Annotated in this window: 11 protein-coding genes; 8 read left to right on the forward strand and 3 right to left on the reverse strand. The window is 73.7% G+C overall.

What is annotated here, in order from left to right:
- The first annotated feature begins 5 nt into the window (after positions 1-5).
- From ACWGIS_RS00515 to ACWGIS_RS00530, 4 genes are all read left to right on the forward strand, one after another.
- On the forward strand, positions 6-782 hold the full coding sequence (locus ACWGIS_RS00515) for an SDR family NAD(P)-dependent oxidoreductase (protein ID WP_453360199.1): 777 nt from the start codon (positions 6-8) through the stop codon (positions 780-782).
- Between the two features lie 127 nt (positions 783-909).
- A complete protein-coding gene (locus ACWGIS_RS00520) occupies positions 910-2,028 on the forward strand; it encodes an LLM class flavin-dependent oxidoreductase (protein WP_453360200.1) in 1,119 nt (372 codons plus the stop codon).
- Between the two features lie 31 nt (positions 2,029-2,059).
- Positions 2,060-3,790, forward strand: coding sequence for an N-acyl-D-amino-acid deacylase family protein (locus ACWGIS_RS00525; protein ID WP_453360201.1), 1,731 nt, complete (start codon positions 2,060-2,062; stop codon positions 3,788-3,790).
- A 31-nt stretch (positions 3,791-3,821) separates the two neighbouring features.
- Positions 3,822-5,273, forward strand: a complete 1,452-nt coding sequence (locus tag ACWGIS_RS00530) for an aldehyde dehydrogenase family protein (protein ID WP_453360202.1) — start codon at positions 3,822-3,824, stop codon at positions 5,271-5,273.
- 75 nt (positions 5,274-5,348) lie between these two features.
- Here the strand turns inward: ACWGIS_RS00530 and ACWGIS_RS00535 are convergent, their stop codons facing one another.
- Positions 5,349-5,744, reverse strand: a complete 396-nt coding sequence (locus tag ACWGIS_RS00535; RefSeq protein ID WP_453360203.1) for a nitroreductase/quinone reductase family protein — start codon at positions 5,742-5,744, stop codon at positions 5,349-5,351.
- 358 nt (positions 5,745-6,102) lie between these two features.
- On the opposite strand from ACWGIS_RS00535, the gene ACWGIS_RS00540 reads away from it, so the two are divergent.
- Positions 6,103-7,695 (forward strand): hypothetical protein, encoded by a 1,593-nt coding sequence (locus tag ACWGIS_RS00540; protein ID WP_453360204.1) that lies wholly within the window; start codon positions 6,103-6,105, stop codon positions 7,693-7,695.
- 12 nt (positions 7,696-7,707) lie between these two features.
- Here ACWGIS_RS00540 and ACWGIS_RS00545 read toward each other — a convergent pair whose 3' ends face one another.
- Entirely contained in the window at positions 7,708-9,222 is a 1,515-nt protein-coding gene (locus ACWGIS_RS00545) for a CehA/McbA family metallohydrolase (RefSeq protein ID WP_453360205.1), read from the reverse strand.
- Between the two features lie 129 nt (positions 9,223-9,351).
- On the opposite strand from ACWGIS_RS00545, the gene ACWGIS_RS00550 reads away from it, so the two are divergent.
- Both ACWGIS_RS00550 and ACWGIS_RS00555 read left to right on the forward strand, forming a co-directional pair.
- The gene (locus ACWGIS_RS00550; protein ID WP_453360206.1) at positions 9,352-10,212 is read left to right on the forward strand and encodes a TIGR03619 family F420-dependent LLM class oxidoreductase; all 861 of its coding nucleotides are present in this window, start codon (positions 9,352-9,354) and stop codon (positions 10,210-10,212) included.
- A 163-nt stretch (positions 10,213-10,375) separates the two neighbouring features.
- Positions 10,376-12,970, forward strand: coding sequence for a bifunctional FO biosynthesis protein CofGH (locus ACWGIS_RS00555; RefSeq protein WP_453360207.1), 2,595 nt, complete (start codon positions 10,376-10,378; stop codon positions 12,968-12,970).
- A 43-nt stretch (positions 12,971-13,013) separates the two neighbouring features.
- Here ACWGIS_RS00555 and ACWGIS_RS00560 read toward each other — a convergent pair whose 3' ends face one another.
- A complete protein-coding gene (locus ACWGIS_RS00560) occupies positions 13,014-13,544 on the reverse strand; it encodes a DUF2165 domain-containing protein (protein WP_453360208.1) in 531 nt (176 codons plus the stop codon).
- A 204-nt stretch (positions 13,545-13,748) separates the two neighbouring features.
- Between ACWGIS_RS00560 and ACWGIS_RS00565 the strand changes: the two genes are divergently transcribed.
- Positions 13,749-15,863, forward strand: a complete 2,115-nt coding sequence (locus tag ACWGIS_RS00565) for a LamG-like jellyroll fold domain-containing protein (RefSeq protein WP_453360410.1) — start codon at positions 13,749-13,751, stop codon at positions 15,861-15,863.
- Positions 15,864-15,889 lie beyond the last annotated feature (26 nt).

Genomic DNA, 15,889 nt, shown 5'->3' on the forward strand with positions numbered 1-15,889 from the left:
GAGCCATGGGCAAGCTGGACGGACGCGTCGTGATCGTCACCGGCGCGGCACGCGGGCAGGGCGAGCAGGAGGCGCGGCTCTTCGTGGCGGAGGGCGCCCGCGTCGTCCTCGCGGACGTGCTGGACGACCAGGGGAAGGCGCTCGCCGAGGAGATCGGCGCCCGGTACGTCCGTCTGGACGTGAGCCGCGAGGACGACTGGCGCGCCGCGGTGGAGGCGGCAAAGGAGGCGTACGGGCGGATCGACGGGCTGGTCAACAACGCGGGCATCCTGCGCTTCAACGAGCTGGTGCGCACCCCCTTGGAGGAGTTCGAGGAGGTCGTGCGGGTCAATCAGACGGGTGTGTTCCTCGGGATCAGGACCGTGGCGCCCGAGATCGCGGCGGCGGGCGGGGGCACCGTCGTCAACACGGCTTCGTTCGCGGGCCTGACCGGTATGGCCTACGTGGGCGCGTACGCGGCCACGAAACACGCCATCGTCGGGCTGACCCGGGTGGCCGCCCTGGAGCTGGCCGCCCGGAACATCCGCGTCAACGCCGTCTGCCCCGGAGCCATCGACACCGCCATGAGCAATCCGGCCCAGCTCGACCCCGGTGCCGACGTGGTGGACGGCGCCGAGGCGCTCGACGCGGTGTACAGCAAGCTCGTGCCGCTCGGCCGGATCGGCCGGCCCGAGGAGGTCGCGCGGCTCGCCCTCTTCCTGAGCTGCGAGGACTCCTCGTACATCACCGGTCAGCCGTTCGTGATCGACGGCGGGTGGCTGGCGGGGGTCAGCGTCATCTGACGGGCGCACGACCTTATCTGACGTCAAGTCAGCTCTTGACGGTCCAGGTGGCCGGTGGAACAGTCGCCTCAACACATCTGACGGTGCGTCAGAAACACCGTCGTCATCGCAGGGACGGTGAACCGCTGTGGAATTCGGGCTCTTCGTACAGGGATACGTGGGCAAGCGCGCCGAGACCGACCCGCTCGCCGAGCACAAGGCGCTGATGGAGGAGACCGAGTACGTCATCCAGGCGGACAAGTCCGGTTTCAAGTACGCCTGGGCCTCCGAGCACCACTTCCTGGAGGAGTACTCGCACCTCTCCGCCAACGACGTCTTCCTCGGCTACCTCGCCCACGCCACCGAGCGCATCCACCTCGGCTCCGGCATCTTCAACCCGCTCGCCCAGGTGAACCACCCGGTGAAGGTCGCCGAGAAGGTCGCGATGCTCGACCACCTCTCCGAGGGGCGCTTCGAGTTCGGGTCCGGCCGCGGCGCCGGTTCGCACGAGATCCTCGGCTTCATCCCCGGTGTCACCGACATGAACCACACCAAGGAGATCTGGGAGGAGACGATCGCCGAGTTCCCGAAGATGTGGCTCCAGGACGAGTACGCCGGCTTCCAGGGCAAGCACTGGCAGCTCCCGCCGCGCAAGATCCTGCCGAAGCCGTACGGGAAGTCGCACCCCGCCATGTGGTACGCCGCCGGGTCGCCGCCCTCGTACGCCATGGCCGCCCGCAAGGGCCTCGGCGTGCTCGGCTTCAGCGTGCAGAAGGTCTCCGACATGGAGTGGGTCCTGGAGCAGTACAAGACGGCGATCGTCGAGGCGCGGCCGGTCGGGGACTTCGTCAACGACAACGTGATGGTGACCTCGACGGCCGTCTGCGCGCCCACGCACAAGGAGGCCGTACGGATCGCGGCGGGCGGCGGGCTGCACTACCTCCAGTCGCTCGTCTTCCGCTACCACGACACCTTCCCGCGGCCCGAGGGCTTCCCGGTGTGGCCCGAGACGCTGCCCGAGTTCAACGAGGAGATCGTCGAACTCCTCATCGCCGAGGAGCTGCTGATCTGCGGCGACCCGGACGAGGTGCTGACGCAGTGCAAGCGGTGGGAGCAGGCCGGGGCGGACCAGCTCTCCTTCGGGCTGCCCATCGGCATCTCGCGCGAGGAGACGCTGCAGACGATCAGGCTGGTCGGCGAGCACGTGATCCCGAAGATCGACACGGATCCGGTGCACCGTACGACCCGGTTCCGCCGGTCCGCGTGACACCGGGGACGGGCGAGGAAGGGGAGTGGGCATGCTCGACCACCTGATCAGGGGCGCCACCGTCGTGGACGGGACGGGCGCCCCCGCGTACACCGCCGACGTCGGCATCCGGGACGGCAGGATCACCGCCGTCGGACGGATCGCCGAGGAGGCGCGGACGGCCGAGGACGCGCACGGACTCGTGCTCGCCCCCGGCTTCGTCGACCCCCACACCCACTACGACGCCCAGCTCTTCTGGGACCCGTACGCCACCCCGTCCCTGAACCACGGGGTGACCACCGTCGCGGGCGGCAACTGCGGCTTCACGCTCGCGCCGCTCAACCCCGGCCGCCCCGCCGACGCCGACTACACGCGCCGCATGATGTCCAAGGTCGAGGGCATGTCCCTGGTCGCCCTGGAGGAGGGCGCGCCGTGGACCTGGCACACCTTCGGCGAGTACCTGGACGCCCTGGAGGGCCGGATCGCGGTCAACGCCGGCTTCATGGTGGGGCACTGCGCGCTGCGCCGGTACGTCATGGGCCCGGACGCGGTCGGCGGGCAGCCGACCCGGGAGCAGCTCGCGCGGATGCTCACCCTCTTCCACGAGGCGATGGACGCCGGGGCCTGGGGCCTGTCGACCACGCAGTCCTCCACCCACTCGGACGGCGACGGCGATCCGGTCGCCTCCCGCCACGCCCGCCCCGCCGAACTCCTCGCGCTGGCACGGGCGGTGGCCGACCACGAGGGCACCCAGATCGAGGCGATCGTGGCGGGCTGCCTCGACCGGTTCAGCGACGCCGAGATCGACCTGCTCGCGGAGATGAGCGCGGCGGCGGGACGGCCCCTGAACTGGAACGTCCTGACGATCGACGCCGCCGTGCCGGAACGCGTCCCGCGCCAGCTGGAGGCGAGCGCGCGCGCCCGCCGGGCCGGTGGCCGGGTCGTCGCCCTGACCATGCCGATCCTCACCCCGATGAACATGTCGCTCGGCACCTTCTGCGCGCTGAACCTGATCCCCGGCTGGGGCGAGGTGCTCGCCCTGCCCGTGCCGGAGCGCATCGCGCGGCTGCGCGACCCGGTGGTGCGGGCGGAGATGCTGCGGCGCGCGGACAGCGAGGAGGCCGGCGTCTTCCGGCGGCTCGCCCACTTCGGGCGGTACGTCATCGGGGACACCTACAGCCCCGCGAACGAGGGCCTCACCGGGCGGGTCGTCCGGGACATCGCGGCGGAACGCGGCCAGGAGCCCTTCGCGTGCCTGGTCGAGATCTGCGCCCACGACGACCTGCGCACGGTGCTGTGGCCGATGCCGAGCGACAACGACCCGGACTCCTGGGCGCTGCGGGCCGAGACCTGGCAGCACGAGGACGTGCTGCTCGGCGGCTCCGACGCGGGCGCCCATCTGGACCGCATGTGCGGGGCGCCGTACACGACCCGCTTCCTCGGGGACTGCCTGCGCGGCCGGAAGCTGGTCCCGCTGGAGCAGGCGGTGAAGATGCTCACCGACGATCCGGCACAGCTGTTCGGGCTGCGAGAGCGGGGACGGGTCGTGGAGGGCTTCCACGCCGACCTGGTGCTGTTCGACCCGGCGCGGATCGACGCGGGCAAGGCCACCCTGGTGCACGACCTGCCGGGGGACAGCCCGCGGCTCGACGCCCGGGCGATCGGGATCACGGCCGTGTGGGTGAACGGGGTCGAGTCGATCCGCGACGACGTGGTCACCGGTGCCGTGCCGGGCCGGGTGCTGCGCTCGGGGCGCGACACGCGGACGGTGAGCACCCGGTGAGCGGCGCACCGGAACGGACGGGGGAGGCCGGGTGAGCGAGGGGCAGCGGCTGTTCGTCGGGGGCGCCTGGGTCCCGCCCGACGACGGGTACTACGAGGTGACCGACCCGGCGACGGAGGGCGTCGTCGGGCTGGCCCCGGAGGCGTCGCGGGAGCAGGTGTACGCGGCGACGGCCGCCGCCCGCGAGGCATTCGGCCCGTGGTCCCGCACGCCCGCCGAGGAGCGGGCCGCCGTCCTCGGCCGGGCCGCCGGGCTCATCCGGCGCGACCTCGTGGCCTGCGCCGGGCTCGCCCAGGCGGAGAGCGGCGCCACGACGGGCACGGCGCGCGCCATGCAGGTCGGTGTCGCGGCGGCCCGCTTCCAGCGGTACGCGCGCGTCGAGCCCGTGGAGCAGCCGCTGCCGCCGCAGGTCAACGAGGCCGGGCCGTTCGGCGCGGCGGCGGTGATGGGCGCAGTTGCCGTACGCCAGCCCGTCGGCGTGGTCACTTGCGTCACCTCGTACAACAACCCCTGGGCGAACCCGGCGGGCAAGGTCGCCCCCGCCCTGGCCATGGGCAACACGGTGGTCGTGAAGCCCGCCCCGCAGGACCCGCTGTCGGTCTACCGGATGGCCGAGGCGCTGGAGGCTGCGGGCGTGCCGCCGGGCGTCGTGAACGTCGTGAGCGGTTCGCGGGCGGAGGTCGGCGAGGCGGCCGTGGACTCGCCCGACGTGGACATGGTGAGCTTCACCGGTTCGACCGCCGTCGGGCAGCGCATCGCCGAGGTGTGCGGGCGCGGGATGAAGCGGCAGCTGATGGAGCTGGGCGGCAAGGGCGCGGCGCTCGTCTTCGAGGACGCGGACCTGGACGCGGTGGTGGCCGGGATCGGCACGACGTTCTCGTTCTACAGCGGGCAGATCTGCACGGCGCCGACGCGGGTGCTGGTGCAGCGGCCGGTGCACGACCGGCTCGTCGCCCGACTGGCCGCCTACGCCGGGCGGTTGAGGGTGGGTGATCCGCGCGAGTCCGGCACGGTCGTCGGACCGGTGATCTCGGCGGCGCACCGCGACCGGGTGGAGTCCTACGTCGCACTCGGGCGCGAGGAGGGGGCGCGGGTCGTCACCGGGGGCCGCCGTCCGCCGTACGAGCGCGGCTTCTACGTGGCTCCGGCCCTGCTCGCCGACTGCACCCCCGGCATGCGGGTGGTCCGCGAGGAGATCTTCGGGCCGGTGGTCGTGGTGCTCCCCTTCGACGACGAGGACGAGGGGGTCGAACTGGCCAACGACAGCGACTACGGCCTGATCGACTACGTCTGGTCGGGCGACGTGGCGCGGGCCTTCCGGGTGGCGCGCAGGCTGCGGACGGGCGGCGTCGGCGTCAACACCGTGGGCCGCAACATGGAGGCCCCGTTCGGCGGCTTCAAGAAGAGCGGGGTGGGCCGCGACGTCGGCTCGTACGCGCTGCACGCGTACAGCGAGATGCAGTCGATCGTCTGGGCGGGGTGACGGCCGCGCGCCGCGGTGACCGTCCGAGGGGGCGGTGAAGGGCGTGCTCAGTCGTTCAGGTGACCCGCACGGTGTTCAGTCGGTCAGGTCGACCCGGACGGTCAGCAGGTCCGTACCCAGCGCGCGCACCCCGGCGCTGTTGACGCGCGGCAGGGACCGCAGCCGCGCCCGGGCGTCGTCGTCCGGCAGCGGACGGGCGACGCCGTGGTGCCACCGGCCCCGGACGCGCACCCTCACCCGCGGGTCCGCCCGGATGTTGCGCACGTACTGCGACCTCTCCCCGAACTCGGAGACGAGCCAGAACGTCCGCCCGGTCCGGCGCCCGCCGACCGGGGTGCGGCGCGGCAGCCCCGAGACGCGCCCGGTGGTCTCCAGCAGGGCCTGGAACGGCAGCCGCCGCATCAGCGGGTTGGCGATCCGCCGCTGGAACGCCGTCACCGCCCGGTGCTTCACCTCGTGATACCGCGCCATTCCGTTCCCCTCCGTACCCGGCCACCGCTGCCGTGACCGTACCCGCTCACCCGAAGGGGGCCGTTTTCGGCCGTCGTCGGCCACGGCTTCTCGCGGCGCGTCACGGGACGCGGTGCATGCGGCCGTCTTCACCCCGGACGTCACGGCGGGCACCTCGGACGAGCCCCGCCCGGACGCTTCGGGCGGGCCCGCCACCGCCGCCCGGCCGGGCGCCGTGCTCCCGAGTGGTTCGACCGCCTCGCCGACGGCCCGCGGGAGGGGACCGGCCCGGCCGGGTCCCGCGCGATCCGGTGCCGGCGCCCCTGCCCGTGGGTAGGACGTCCGGGCGGGACACCGGAGCGGGACGACGGGGAGGCCGATGGTCGTGCGGGCGGGTTGGGGAGGCGGACGTGCGCGGTCGCGGGCGGCACTCACGGGGGAGCAGGTCGACGCGGCCCGGCGGGAACTGCGCGAGCTGCCCCGCGGGAGCGACCCGGTGCCCGACGCGGCGGGAGCGGCACAGACGGAGCTGGAGGCGCTCGTCCTGACGGCCCTCAACACCGCGTTCGCACCGTGGGACCCGGTGGACGGCCCCCTCTTCGGCATCGAGCGCACCGAACCCCGGTGCGACGGAATGACGTTGTGCACCGGTCCTGGCCATGCCGTTCCCGTCCTGGAGGCACTGCTGCCCCGGCCGCACACCCCGTGGGGCGCCCGGGCGGGCACGCCGAGCGGGATACCCGGGCTGCGCTCCTCCCCCGAGCACTTCGCGGCGGGAACGGAGCTGAGCCGCGTCGGACATGAGGGGGCGATCCGTGTGCGGGTGCCGGTGGCGGAGCTGTCCGCCGTGCGGGAGTACCTCGCCGGCCACCGCACGACGCCGGGCCCGCCCGAGCCCTGGGGCGGGCAAATCACCCGATCCGAAGAGGCGTTGCTGCCCGCAGAGGCGCCGCCCGCCGACGCGCTGCCCGTCGACCTCGCGCGGGCCCGCAGCCGGGTGCTGCGCCGTCTGCCGGTCTTCGGCGGGCTGCCCGCCGTCGACCTCCTCGACGCGGAGGGCGGGGTCCCCGGCGGCGACGACTTCACCGCCCGCGCGGCCCACCGGCAGGCGGAGGTGCGGGCACCGTTCCGGGACTGGGGCCCCGGGCCGCGGCTGACCCCGCGGCGCAACGTCCTGGCCGTCGTGGCGGCGCACGACGCGGCCGGGTCGGGCTGTACGACGGTCGCGCTGTCGCTGGCCGTGGCGGCGGCCGGGCAGGGTGAGCGGGTCCTGCTGGTCAGCACGGACGAGCGGCCCGGCGTGGAGTCCCTGCTCGACGGGGCTCCGGCCCGCCGGCCCGGCGCGGGCCCGGCAGGGCGGCCGGGCGTGCTCGACGTCGTGGTCTGCCGGGCCACGGAGCTGCGGCGCACCCTCGCGGCCCGGCGGCCGTACGACCTGGTGCTGCTCGACGCCCCGCCCGCGGGCCGGCAGGCCGTCACCGACGCCTGCGACCGGTGGCTCGGCGTCGTTCCCCTCTGGCCGCGGCCCGGCGACGGGAACGCGGCCTTCCGGCCCCGGGTGCGCACGGCGGACGGCCGCGTCCTGCCCACGGCCCCGCCGGAGCGGGGCGCGGCGGCGGGGCCGTACCGGTGGGCGCACGTCATGCGCACCCACGGCTGGGCCCTGACCTGGGACATCGCGCCGAAGGACCCGGCGGGCGCGTTCGCGGGCCGGGACCCCGCCCGCTCGGCGGGGATCGTCCTCCTCGGCGCCCGGTCCGTGCCGGGCGGCGGCACGGCGGACCTCCTGGCGAACTGGCCCGACGCCCCACCGCTCAGGTCCTCGGTCCCCCGCCGCGCCGCACGGCGCGGAGCGGTCACCGGTGCCTGGTGGGGTCCCGCGGAGCAGGACCCCGACGCGTCCCTGCGCGCGGTCTACGAGGCCCTCGCCACCCACCTGCTGCCGCAGCGCCCCCGTGCCGCCGCGCGCTGAGCGGCGCCGTCCCTACGCCCGTGTCCGCCCCAGGAACACCGGGTTGGTGAACGCGGCCAGCGCCCCCGGCAGGCCCGGCGTCGTCGGCGCGTGCCGCACCTCGGCCCGTACGTAGGCCGCGTACGCCGCGGTCGTGCGCCACTCGGCGGTACCGGTGCCCGAGTCCGGCAGCGACGAGGTGAACAGGACGCCCTGGTCGGTGACGAAGCGGACCGTGCGGCCCGGGGCGCCCGTCACCTCCAGGCGTACGGTGACCGGCGCCTCCCGGTCCACCCGCAACCGCTCGCCGATCCCGGCGTGTTCGCCCTTCGGGCCGGACGCCCTGAAGGCGAGCGACACCGACGAGGACTCGGCGACGTAGCAGCGGCCGGACCGGATGCCGTCCTGGACCGCCTCGCGGGACAGCTCGTCGGCGAGGACGACGGTCTGCGGCAGGCCGACCGGGTCGGGATCGCGGTGCGCGTCGCTGTTGCCCACTGCCGGGATCCACCCGCCGCCGGTCCGGACGGAGGCGACCAGCATGCCGTCCCAGTCCGCGAGCGCGATCTCGTCGTCCGGGGTGTAGGCGCCGTTCCACACCTCGACCGCGTCCGCCTCGCCGAACCCGAACTTCCAGTTGCAGCCGATGCAGGTGGCGTGCGGATGGGCGGGCACGACGAGCCCGCCGGACCGCCGGATCCGCCGCGCGAACCGTCCGAAGCGGTTGTCGCGGGCCCGGTAGCGCCAGTCGACGAAGGTGCCCGGGTCGGTGCCGACGGCCAGCACGTGCCCGTTGCGGGTCGTCACCTCCTCCCCGAGCAGGATCAGCAGGTCGTCGCCCGCCAGGCCCGCCCAGTGGGCGTGCGAGGCGTGGGTGTTGTGCTCCGAGGTGTTGATGAAGTCCAGGCCCGCCGCCCGCGCCAGGGCGGCGATCTCGGCCGGGGTGCGGCGCCCGTCGGAGTACCAGGAGTGCAGGTGGCAGTCGCCCCGGTACCAGGCCCGGCCGCGCCCCTTGGCCCGCTCCGGCGGGTACGACGGCCTGACCGCGGCGCCCGGCTCGCCGTACGTGAGCGTCACCGTGACCTCGTACGGCAGGCCCTGCGGCGCCACCGTGTACGGGCCGAGGGCGATGTGCCAGGTGCCGGCGCGCACCGGTCCCGGGAGGTAGCCCGGCGTCGCGTCGTCCGCGCGGACGAAGAACTCCGAGCGGGCGCCGCCCGACCAGCCGCGGAAGCCCTCACCGCCCAGCTCGGTGCCGCGCTCGTCGAAGAGGCCGATGTCGAGGGCGTTGCCCGGAGTGCCCGCCGGGACCGCCGGCTTCTCGTAGCGGTACGCGACCCTGATCTCCCGTACGCCGTGCGGCACTTCGACCGGCAGGTACACGAAGTCGGGCGAGCCGGTGGGCAGGGTGCCCCGCACGGTCCGCGTCTCCTGGCCGTCCGCCGCGGCGGCGCCGCTCGCGAAACTCACGCTGCCCAGCGTCAGCGCGGCGGCCGCTCCCGTCACGAACAGCGCGCGCCTGCCGATGCCGTGGTCGTCCTCGCACATTGAGCTGCTCCCAGGGGTGATGAGGGACGGGGGTGGCACGGACCACCTTGGTATTCACCCGTGAACTCCCGTGCAAGGGAAGGGGATCCGCGCCTATCGGGTTGGCGGCGCGAGTGCTAGGAAGTGCTCATGCGGATCGCCACCACGATCTTCCTCACCGACGAGACCATCACACCCGTCCGGCTCGCCCGCGCGCTGGAGGAGCGCGGATTCGCCGGGCTGTACCTCCCCGAGCACACGCACATCCCGGTCGAGCGCACCACCCCCAACCCCTCCGGCGGGGAGCTGCCCCGCGAGTACGGCCGCACCCTGGACCCGTTCGTCGCGCTTGCCCAGGCGGCGGCCGTGACCCGGGACCTCGGCCTCGGCACCGGGATCACCCTCGTCGCCCAGCACGACCCGATCGCCCTCGCCAAGCAGGTGGCCACGCTCGACCACCTCTCCGGCGGCCGGTTCACCCTCGGCGTCGGCTTCGGCTGGAACGTGGAGGAGGCCGCCGACCACGGGGTGCGGTGGCGCACCCGGCGCGAGCTGGTCCGCGACCGGATGGCGGTGATGCGCGCGCTGTGGGCGCCCGAACCGACCGCGTACACGGGGGAGCACGGCGGCGTACGGGCGAGCCACGCCCACCCCAAGCCGCCGCACCCGCCCCGCGGACCCGTGACCGGGCCGCGCACGCTCCTCGGAGGAGCGGCGGGACCGAAACTCTTCGCCCACGTCGGCGAGTACGCCGACGGCTGGATGCCCATCGGGGGCCGCGGTCTCGCCGAGTCCGTCCCCGCGCTGCGGGCCGCCTGGGCCGCCGCCGGACGCGATCCGGCGGCCCTGCACGTGGTGCCGTCCGCCGTGCGGCCCACCCCGGGCAAGCTCGCGCACTACGCGGACCTGGGCGTCGAGGAGGTCGTCGTGCAGCTGCCGCCCGCCGGGGAGGCGGCGGTGCTGCGGACGCTCGACGCGTACGCCCCGTACACGGCGGCGGGCTCCCGGTGACACGCCCCGTACACGGCGGTGGGGCTCCGGTGACACGCCCCGTACACGGCGGCGAAGTCCCGGTGAACGGCCTCCGGCCGACGGCACCCGGTGGTGCCCGGCCCGGCGATACGAACCGGACAGTGCCTGTTTCGCCTGATCACCACGATCGTATGCTCGACGGATGACGACTTCCGCGACTTCCGAGACCTCCGGAACCGGGCCGACCGCGAACTCCATGCGGCGTGCGCTCAAACGCGCACGGGACGGCGTCGCGCTCGATGCGGGCGAGGCGGCCGTGCTGCTCCAGGCCCGCGGCACGGACCTGGAGGACCTGGCCTCGTCCGCCGCCCGCGTGCGCGACGCGGGGCTCGCCGCGGCCGGCCGCCCCGGCGTCATCACCTACTCCAAGAGCGTCTTCGTCCCGCTGACCCGGCTGTGCCGCGACAAGTGCCACTACTGCACCTTCGTCACCGTGCCGGGCAAGCTGCGCCGGGCCGGGCACGGGATGTTCATGTCCCCGGACGAGGTGCTGGACATCGCCCGCCGGGGCGCCGAACTCGGCTGCAAGGAAGCCCTGATCACCCTCGGCGACAAGCCCGAGGACCGCTGGCCCGAGGCCCGCGAGTGGCTGGACGCGCACGGCTACGACGACACGATCGCCTACGTCCGGGCCATCTCCGTCCGCATCCTGGAGGAGACGGGCCTGCTGCCGCACCTCAACCCGGGCGTCCTGTCGTGGACCGACTTCCAGCGGCTGAAGCCGGTCGCCCCGTCGATGGGCATGATGCTGGAGACGACCGCCACCCGGCTGTGGTCCGAGCCCGGCGGCCCGCACCACGGATCGCCCGACAAGGAGCCCGCCGTCCGGCTGCGGGTCCTGGAGGACGCGGGCCGCTCCTCGGTCCCCTTCACCAGCGGGCTGCTCATCGGCATCGGCGAGACGTACGAGGAGCGCGCGGACTCCCTGTTCGCCCTGCGCCGGATCTCCCGCGCCTACCACGGCATCCAGGAACTCATCATCCAGAACTTCCGCGCCAAACCGGACACCGCGATGCGCGGCATGCCGGACGCGGAACTGGACGAACTCATCGCCACCGTCGCCGTCGCCCGGCACATCATGGGCCCCGCCGCCTGCCTCCAGGCGCCGCCCAACCTGGTGGACGCCGAATACGGGCGGCTCATCGGCGCCGGCATCGACGACTGGGGCGGGGTCTCGCCGCTCACCATCGACCACGTCAACCCCGAGCGCCCCTGGCCGCAGATCGACGCCCTCGCCGCGCAGTCCGCGGCGGCCGGCTTCGAGCTGCGCGAACGACTGTGCGTGTACCCGGAGTTCGTGCTGCGGGGCGAGCCGTGGCTGGACCCGCGGCTGCTGCCGCACGTACGGGCGCTGGCGGACCCCGAGACCGGCCTCGCCCGCGAGGACGCGGTCGTCGAGGGGCACCCGTGGCAGGAGCCCGACGAGGCGTTCACCGCCTCCGGCCGCACCGACCTGCACCGCACGATCGACTCCGAGGGACGCACCGGCGACCGGCGCGAGGACTTCGACCTCGTCTACGGCGACTGGGAGTCCCTGCGCGAGGCGGCGGCCCCCGGGATGGTGCCCTCGCGCATCGACACCGACGTGCGCCAGGCCCTCGCGACCGCCGCCGACGACCCGACGAGGCTCACCGACGACGAGGCCCTCGCCCTGCTGCACGCCGACGGGCCCGCGCTGGACGCGCTCTGCCGGATCGCGGACGACGTCCGCAGGTCGGCGGTCGGCGACGACGTCACCTACATCGTCACGCGGAACATCAACTTCACCAACGTCTGCTACACCGGCTGCCGTTTCTGCGCCTTCGCCCAGCGCCGCACCGACGCCGACGCCTACACGCTCTCCCTCGACCAGGTCGCCGACCGCGCCCAGCAGGCGTGGGAGGTCGGCGCGGTGGAGGTCTGCATGCAGGGCGGCATCCACCCCGACCTGCCCGGCACGGCCTACTTCGACATCGCGAGGGCCGTGAAGGAACGCGTCCCCGGGATGCACGTCCACGCCTTCTCCCCGATGGAGGTGGTGAACGGCGCCACCCGCACCGGCCTGTCGATCCGCGAGTGGCTGACCGCCGCCAAGGAGGCGGGCCTCGACTCCATCCCCGGCACCGCCGCCGAGATCCTCGACGACGAGGTCCGCTGGATCCTGACCAAGGGCAAACTGCCCACCGCGACCTGGATCGACGTCGTCACCACCGCCCACGAACTGGGCATCCGCTCGTCCTCGACGATGATGTACGGCCACGTGGACCAGCCCCGGCACTGGCTCGGCCACTTCCGCACCCTGTCCCGCATCCAGCAGCAGACCGGAGGTTTCACGGAGTTCGTGACCCTGCCGTTCATCCACACCAACGCGCCCGTGTACCTGGCCGGCATCGCCCGTCCCGGCCCCACCGTCCGCGACAACCGCGCGGTCACCGCGATGGCCCGGCTGCTGCTGCACCCCCACATCCCCAACATCCAGACCAGCTGGGTGAAGCTGGGCACGGAGGGCGCGGCCGAGATGCTCCGCTCCGGCGCCAACGACCTCGGCGGCACGCTGATGGAGGAGACCATCTCCCGCATGGCCGGATCGAGTTACGGCTCCTACAAGTCCGTCGCTGATCTCGTCGCCGTCGCCGAGGCCGCGGGCCGTCCGGCGAAGCCGCGCACCACGCTCTACGGCGAGGTGCCGGAGGAACGGCGGCGGGCCGCCGCGGCCTCCGACGGTCACCTGCCCGAGCTGCTGCCCGTCCTGGAGTGAGGCCCGCGGGGCCGCCTCCCGCCGGAGGCGGCCCCGCGGTGCGCTACGCGCCGCCGTCCGACGGCGAGGACACCCGGCCGCCGAACGGCAGGTGCACGACCAGCAGCACGACCCCGCTCAGCGTGAGGACGCGGGTCGCGGCGTCGAGCCCGTTCCAGGTGTCCGACTGCCACATCGCGAACCACTCGCCGCCGACCCCGATGAACCCGGCACCGAACAGCAGCATCACCATCACCAGCCCGTACGTCGACAGCCGGCGCGCCTCGGTCTGCCTGCGCCGCGCCCACTGCGCGCAGGCCGCGACCAGCACGAGCGCGGAGAGCGTCTCCCACACGATGATCGCCACGTAGGCCGCGTCCTGCAGCGCCTCCGACTCGACGGCCCGCCACATCAGGTCGTCGTCCTTGAAGGTCGTGTCCATCGCGAGGACATGCCGGACGAACTGCTGGTTGGTCCCGAAGTCCGTGATGTTCCCGAACGCGACGAGCGCCATGTAGAGCGCGACGGTGCCGGTGAGCAGACCGGCGGCGAGGGGAAGCGCGAAGGGCCCACGAGAGGGACGGGTGGCGGCCATGGAGCAACTATGGCGGGGGTGGCCCGCGGGGCCCAGGGGATTTTCGGCGCTTCCGGGCCAGGGGCCGGGGAAAACCGTTCGGTGTTGTCCGTGCCCCCTGTTAGCTTCGGGCGGCTCGTGTGATCCACGGGCCGCAAGTCCACAGGGGAGGGGAAGTTGGGTATGGGGAGACGATCCGGGGCCGGACGCACCGGGGGCCGCAGGATGGCGGCGGTGTCCTGCGCGACGGTGGTGGTCACGGCCGGTTCGGTCCTGTCCGGCACGGCGTACGCGGTGGACAACCTGCCGCCGAAGCAGCCGCTCGTGCAGGACCTGAAGACCGAGAACGAGGCGTGCGGCACGGGGGACGACAAGGCGTACGTCTCGGGGCCGCCGACGCTCTGGGCGGTCCTGTACGACCCCGAGGAGGACAATCAACCCGCCGATGCCAATGTGGTCAAGGGCGAGTTCGAGGCGTGGTGGACGGATTCGGCAGGCGTCCGGCAGCGCCGCACCTACACCTCCTACGAGACGTCCTCGGGAACGCGGCAGCAGTGGAGGATGCCGCAGGACATCCCGGCGAACACCGTGGTGTCCTGGCACGTCCGCGCGGACGACGGCAAGGCCGTGTCCGCGTGGAGCGACGAGGGCGACGGCTCGGCCTGCGAGTTCGTGTACGACGACTCCAGTCCGCAGGCGGCGGTCGTCACCTCGCCCGACTACTCGGACGACCAGTGGCACGACGGTGTCGGCGTCTACGGCGGTTTCACCATGGACTCCCCGTCGCCCGACGTGGTCGAGTACCGGTACAGGTTCGTCGGCGGGACCGAAGCGGCCGTCCGGCCGGACGAGATGGGCGGACCCGCCACGATCCGTTTCCTGCCGCTCCGGAGCGGTGCCGACTACCTGAGCGTCCGGGCGATCGACCGCTCGGGGCGCAGCAGCGGGACGACGACGTACTCCTTCCGCGTCAAGGAGGGCCGCGCCCCCGCCGCCCACTGGAAGCTCGACGACCCGGCGGGCTCCCGTTCCGCCGCCGCCGAGACGGGCACCGCGGCCCGGGCCGGAACTGGGGTGACCTTCGGCGGCGCCGCTCCCTCCGGTACCGGGGCGACCGCCACCGCCGCCCTCGACGGCAGTGGCCACGGCTTCCTCACCCCGGACGTACCGGCCGTCACCCCCGGGAAGACCTTCGCCGTCAGCGCCTGGGCACGGCCGGCGCAGACCGACCGGAACATGACGGTCGCCAGCCAGGACGCGGGCGACACGGCCGGCTTCCGGCTCGGGCTGAGCAGCCGCGACTCCGGTCCCGCCTGGTCGTTCGCGATCGGCGGCACGCGGCTGTCGGGCGGCGCTGCGGAGACCGGTGAGTGGGCGCACCTGCTGGGGCTGTACGACCAGGAGACGGGCACGGCGCGGCTGTACGTGAACGGCCGCCCCGTCGGTGACGCGGTCAAGGCCACGCCCTCCGCGACGAGCGGTGCCTTCCAGATCGGGCGTGCCCGCGGCACGTCGGGCTACCACGCCCGCTGGCACGGCAGCATCGGTGACGTACAGGTGCACGACCGGGTGGTGGTGCCCGGCGAGGTGGGCGAACTGGGCTACCGGAAACCCACGTTGCTCGGCCACTGGTCGCTGGAGAACGCGGCGGACGGCGCAAGTCCGGAGCAGTCCGACGGAACCCCGCTGAGGCTCGGCACGGGGGCGACGATCTACCGTGCCCCGAGCGACTCCTGCATCCCGGAACTGGACCCCGACTGCACCTACACGCCGCCCGCGCTGGTCGGCGACGGACACCTGGAGCTGGACGGCGAGACCGGTCACGCCGTCGCCGAGGGCCCCGTGGTGGACACCGGGGACAGCTTCACCCTGGGTGTGGTCGTCCGGCTGGCGGACTCCGAGCCGGCGCGTCCGATGACCGTGCTGTCCCAGGCGGGGGAGAACACCGACGCCTTCAAGGTGCGCTACGACCCCTCCCGGCACGCCTGGCAGTTGATCGTGGCGCAGAAGGACGAGGTGGGAGCCGCCGAGACGGTCGTGTCGCAGGTGTCGGCTGCGGACGGCGGGAAGGGCGGGGGCCACCGCCTCGCCGTGGTCTACGACGACGCGGCGGACACGGTCAAACTGTTCGTGAACGGCTGGACCAACGAGCAGGCCACCGGACACCTGCCGAGCGGCTGGCACAGCTCCGGGGCACTGCAGATCGGCCGGGCCAAGTCCGGTGACGGCTGGGGCGAGTACCTGCACGGTGACGTGGACGAGGTACAGGCGTACTCCGGCGCGCTGAAGGACGACAGAATCCCTGGTCTCGGCTCGGGGACGGATCCCTGCATCTGCTGACCCGCACGACGCGCCGGCTCCGGACC

Source organism: Streptomyces sp. NPDC054842 (assembly GCF_053611025.1).

Bases quoted from the DNA above. Each gene is read 5' to 3' on its own strand.
- ACWGIS_RS00515 (WP_453360199.1), top strand. From the start codon at position 6: ATGGGCAAGCTGGACGGACGCGTCGTGATCGTCACCGGCGCGGCACGC.
- ACWGIS_RS00525 (WP_453360201.1), top strand. From the start codon at position 2,060: ATGCTCGACCACCTGATCAGGGGCGCCACCGTCGTGGACGGGACGGGC.
- ACWGIS_RS00535 (WP_453360203.1), bottom strand. From the start codon at position 5,744: ATGGCGCGGTATCACGAGGTGAAGCACCGGGCGGTGACGGCGTTCCAG.
- ACWGIS_RS00540 (WP_453360204.1), top strand. From the start codon at position 6,103: ATGGTCGTGCGGGCGGGTTGGGGAGGCGGACGTGCGCGGTCGCGGGCG.
- ACWGIS_RS00545 (WP_453360205.1), bottom strand. From the start codon at position 9,222: ATGTGCGAGGACGACCACGGCATCGGCAGGCGCGCGCTGTTCGTGACG.
- ACWGIS_RS00550 (WP_453360206.1), top strand. From the start codon at position 9,352: ATGCGGATCGCCACCACGATCTTCCTCACCGACGAGACCATCACACCC.
- ACWGIS_RS00555 (WP_453360207.1), top strand. From the start codon at position 10,376: ATGACGACTTCCGCGACTTCCGAGACCTCCGGAACCGGGCCGACCGCG.
- ACWGIS_RS00560 (WP_453360208.1), bottom strand. From the start codon at position 13,544: ATGGCCGCCACCCGTCCCTCTCGTGGGCCCTTCGCGCTTCCCCTCGCC.
- ACWGIS_RS00565 (WP_453360410.1), top strand. From the start codon at position 13,749: ATGGCGGCGGTGTCCTGCGCGACGGTGGTGGTCACGGCCGGTTCGGTC.